Raw genomic sequence first — 3,826 nt, 5'->3', positions numbered from 1 at the left:
GCGGCTCGGTGGGGGCGCTCTGCGGGTGTTTTTTTATGCTGGTGTTTGCGTTCCCCGTGTTGTTTTTGGGGCTGGGGGTTTCCTGGGGCGCCCCCCACCTTCCAAGGTCAACGGCTTGGGCCACTGATTGCGCCGCGGTCGGGGATCTCCAAGCCGGACTTGAACGCGGCCGTCCGGCGGCCGGGGTCGCGCGGCACCTCGGGCGGTTGAGGCTGCGAGAGCCGGGCCGGCTCGGGCTCAGTGAGCGGCCGGTCCGGATCACGCTCGATCTTCCGGTCTGCTCCGTCGTCGCGCCGGTCGGGCTGTACCCTGTCTTCGCTCTGGCTACGTTCGCGTTCACGGGTCAACAGCCAGTCGGAGATGCGCTGCGCGTCGACAGCCGCCGCGCGGATCTCCTTCGGGTCGTTCTCCAGCGCCTTGATCCACGAGGCGACGTACGCCGTTCCGTGCCTCGGCTCATGGCCGACGCCGAGCCGCTCGCCGGTCATCATCGCGGCGATCTCGGCCCGCAGCTCCTCGCGTGCGTAGGCTTCCGAGCCGAAGCCGCCGTGCTTTACCAGGGTGGGCCGGTTCAGGCGTTCCGGGTGTCCGGTCGCGTGTCCCAGCTCGTGCAGCGCCGTGTGCGTGTAGGCCGACTGCGACGCGAACTGGCCCCGCTCGGGCAGCACCACACGGTCGTCCTTCATGCTGTAGTAGGCGCGGTCGCCGGCCACGTGGTCGACCCGGACGCCGCTGCCGCGGATGAGCGCCTCGGCGCGCTCGTGCCCCTCCCACTCCGGCCCCGCGGCCTGGAGCGAGCGGAGCTTGAGGCCCTCGGTCTGCTCCATGTTGAAGACGTACTGGACCTTGACGAGCGGCCGGTCGCGCTGGACCCATTCGAGCTTCTTGCGGCCTTCGTCGTCGAGCACCGGGTTGCCGCTCTCGTCGCGGGCGGTACGCCGCTGCCGCCACTCGACGTACATGATGGGGGTGCCCTTCTCGCCCTTGCGGACGTGGCCGCCAGCTTCCTGGATCTGGCGGTAGCCGCCCCAGCGCGGGTCGGCGTAGCCGCGCTCCAGTCCGTTCAGGGCCAGGTACAGCGCGTTGCCCCCGCGGTAGTCGCGCCCGCTCTGGAAGTTGTGCGGCAGGATGCGCTCGCCGGGCTTCCACGGTTTCTGCCACGGGGCGGCGCCTTCCTTGAGCGCCTGGATGATGCGCTCGGCGAACTGCGCGTGGTACTCGTCGGCCCGTTCTCGCGCCTTGGCCATCACCGCTCCTCCTCGATGGCGCCGGCCTCGTCTTCGAGGTCCACGTCCCAATCGGCGAGCGCGTCGAGCGACGGCGCCTCGATGGGCCGTCCCGTGCGGAACAGCTCTCCGATCGCGGCGTCGAACTCCTCCCGCGTCGTGACCCGAACCGGCTCCTGCGCGCTGGCGTCCTTCCCATCCGTTCCGCTCATCGTCGGTTCCTCCAATTCCCTCGGTGTCACGACCCGGAGGCGAAATCGCGGGCCGCAACATGCTCGATCCGTTCCTCGATCACTTCCGGGATCGACGCCTCCGCCGTCCTCTCTTCTTGCGCCGGGCCGAAGACCCCGCCGGCTCGACCGGCGACGAGACACTGGAGCCGGTTGCGAATGCCGGCGTCGCCGGCCAGACGGTCTCGACGAGCCAGCGGTTCTCCCGCGCGTCGTAGTCACGGACGCGCACCATCTGGTCGACGCGGCGGACGCCTTCGGGCGTCCGGGTCTGGTGAATGACGGCCTCGATGCCGTCGACCACGCCGCGGCAGACGACGGCCCAGGGCAGGGCGTCGCTGGCCTGCATGGCGCAGGTCGCCAGCCGCGACAGGGCCGCGGCGGCATTGTTCGCATGCACCGTGGCCAAGCTGCCCCCGTGCCCGGTGTTGAGCGCCTGGAGCAGGTCTGCGGCCTCGGCCCCGCGGACCTCGCCGACGACGATGTGGTCGGGCCGGTGGCGCAGCGCATGGCGCACCAGGTCGCGGATGGTGACGCCGCGGTCGCCGAGCCCGCGCGCCTCGAACCGCAGGCCGTTGGTCCGGCGCAGCCGCAGCTCCAGGGTGTCCTCGATGGAGACGACGCGGCCTTCGGCGGGCAGCAGCGACACCAGCGCGTTCAGCAGCGTCGTCTTGCCGGAACCGGTACCGCCGGAGATCAGGACGTTGCGGCCGTGGCGGAGCACGGCCGCGGTCTCGTCGGCGACGGCGGCCGGAAGCGACCCGCTCGCGGTCAGCTCGGCGACGGTGAAGGCCCGGCCCCCGAAGCGGCGGATGGTGATCGCGGCCGTCGGGGCGGCCGGCGGGCCGCAGATGGCGACGCGCGAGCCGTCCGCCAGCCTGGCGTCGATGACCGGCTCGGAGAGCGGGTCCCTTCCGAGCGGCCGTGCGATCTGGACGGCGGCGCGCGCCACCGCGTCGGCCGTCAGCTCCGGCGCGTCGAGCGCCGTCATGCGGCCGGCGCGCTCGATGAAGACCGTGCCCGGGCCGTTGATCATCACCTCGGAGACGGTCTCGTCGTCGAGTGCGGCTTCGAGCCCCGGCAGGAACGGCGTCAGGTCGGCGACGGTCAGCTCCATCTACAGGTCTCCGGCCTCGCGGGCGCGCCAGTAGGGCCGGTCCCGCGGCAGGAAGTCCGGCTTGAGATAGCAACGGCGCGCGTCGAGCGCGCGTCGGCCGTCGTAGGGCAGGACGATGGCCTGGCAGTTGCCGAGCAGGGCGAAGTCGCGGGGATGGAAGAGCGCCTCGCGGCGTTCGCTGAAGGACTTGCTGGCGCCGAGGCTGCCGGTCCCGCCGCCGGGGGCTCCAGAGAGCAGCGACGCGGTGGCCTGCGAGGTCTGCTCCGAGAAGCTGTAGGACGCCTTCATTCGGGCGACCTGTCCGCACAGCGCGCTTGCGATCTGCACCGACGAGTCGTCGCCGAGCGACAGGAAGATGCGGGTGCGGAGCGTCTGGAGCAGCGCCCGCCACGCTTCGGACTGGCCCAACACGGCGCGCAGCGACGAGATCGACTGCGTAGCGACGATGGGGATGAGGCGCGACTGGCGGGTCAGGGCGAACGCCTTCTCGTCGCCGGCCGGGTCGTCCTCGCCGACGGTGGCGAAGCTCTGGTACTCGTCGCACAGGAACACGGCGGGCCGCCAGATGCGGCCGGGGCGGCGCGCCATCTCGGCCGGGCGTCGGAGCAGCGTCTGGAGCCACGCCTGCTTGAGCAGGACGCCGACGGCCCTGGAAAGGGCCGGATTGGTGCCGGCCGGCATGTTCAGGCACAGGACCTTGCCGGCGTCGATCACCTCGTCGAGCGGCGGCAGCGGCCGGACGACGGGCGCCGCGTCGGCCGCGGGGGCGTCGGCTGGCGCGCCGTGCGCGTCGGGCGGCCTGGGCGGGCAGAAGATCGCGGCCACGTCGGGCAGGTCGAAGACGGAGAGGAAGACGCTGAGTCCCTCGACGATGCTGGAGCGCAGCTTCGGGTCGAGGGCCTGCCAGTCCTGGGCGTACCAGCGCCGGATGGCGTCGAGCCGCTCGCGGCGGGCCGGGTCGCCGACGACCGGCGGCTCGACATCGAAGGCGATCCCGAGCTTGCCGAGCTGCTCGCGCAAGGCCGGCTCGTCGGGCGCGCGGGCGACATCGCCTGCCGTCCGCCAGGACCAGGCCGCCAGCTCGCCGCCGTGCGACGCCATTGCCGCCATCGGGACGCGGAGCGTGCCGGGCGGCTCGACACGGGCTTCCACCTCGGCGAGCTTGCGCTCGATGCGCTTCGGGTCCAGCGTCGAGCGGTAGACGTCGCGCAGCGTCACCCAGCGGTCCGGCGACATGCGGTGCAGCTCGATGA

The 3,826-nt window shown here is 72.1% G+C and carries 3 protein-coding genes; all 3 read right to left on the bottom strand.

Annotation, left to right across the window (positions count from 1 at the left end; all coding sequences use genetic code 11):
- Window positions 1–107: 107 nt before the first annotated feature.
- A complete protein-coding gene (locus F4X11_25715) occupies window positions 108–1,499 on the bottom strand; it encodes a DUF1738 domain-containing protein (GenBank protein MYN68374.1) in 1,392 nt (463 codons plus the stop codon).
- 18 nt (window positions 1,500–1,517) lie between these two features.
- Window positions 1,518–2,573 carry a CpaF family protein gene (locus F4X11_25710; protein ID MYN68373.1) on the bottom strand — a complete coding sequence of 352 codons (1,056 nt, stop codon included), beginning with the start codon at window positions 2,571–2,573 and terminating at the stop codon, window positions 1,518–1,520.
- Window positions 2,574–3,826: type IV secretory system conjugative DNA transfer family protein (locus tag F4X11_25705; GenBank protein MYN68372.1), on the bottom strand; the 1,253-nt coding region annotated here is incomplete at its 5' end.

The sequence above is a fragment of the Acidobacteriota bacterium genome, assembly GCA_009861545.1.
Taxonomy (GTDB): domain Bacteria; phylum Acidobacteriota; class Vicinamibacteria; order Vicinamibacterales; family UBA8438; genus WTFV01.
This window is presented reverse-complemented; position numbering and strand designations above follow the sequence as displayed.